This window comes from Citrobacter sp. Cpo089, from assembly GCF_030332695.1.
GTDB classification, from domain to species: domain Bacteria; phylum Pseudomonadota; class Gammaproteobacteria; order Enterobacterales; family Enterobacteriaceae; genus Citrobacter; species Citrobacter portucalensis.
This window is the reverse complement of the sequence record NZ_JAOWHJ010000018.1, coordinates 1-299: the sequence shown is the minus strand read 5'-3', so window position 1 is coordinate 299 and position 299 is coordinate 1. Positions and strand designations below refer to the sequence as shown.

At 45.2% G+C, this 299-nt stretch carries 1 tRNA gene; it reads left to right on the top strand.

Going from position 1 to position 299, the window contains the following annotated elements:
• The first annotated feature begins 70 nt into the window (after positions 1 to 70).
• A tRNA-Glu gene (locus OGX92_RS01925) sits at positions 71 to 146 on the top strand.
• Positions 147 to 299 lie beyond the last annotated feature (153 nt).

Below are 299 nucleotides of genomic sequence, written 5' to 3'. Positions count from 1 at the left end.
CTTTGTAGTGCTCACACAGATTGTCTGATGAAAAGTAAATAGCAAGGCGTCTTGCGATTGAGACTTCAGTGTCCCCTTCGTCTAGAGGCCCAGGACACCGCCCTTTCACGGCGGTAACAGGGGTTCGAATCCCCTAGGGGACGCCACTTGCTGGTATGTGTGAGTGAAAGTCGCCGACCGAAGTATCTCAAAACTGACTTACGAGTCACGTTTGAGATATTTGCTCTTTAAAAATCTGGATCAAGCTGAAAATTGAAACGACACACTGTTTCATTTCTCCGTAATAAGAAATGAAAAAT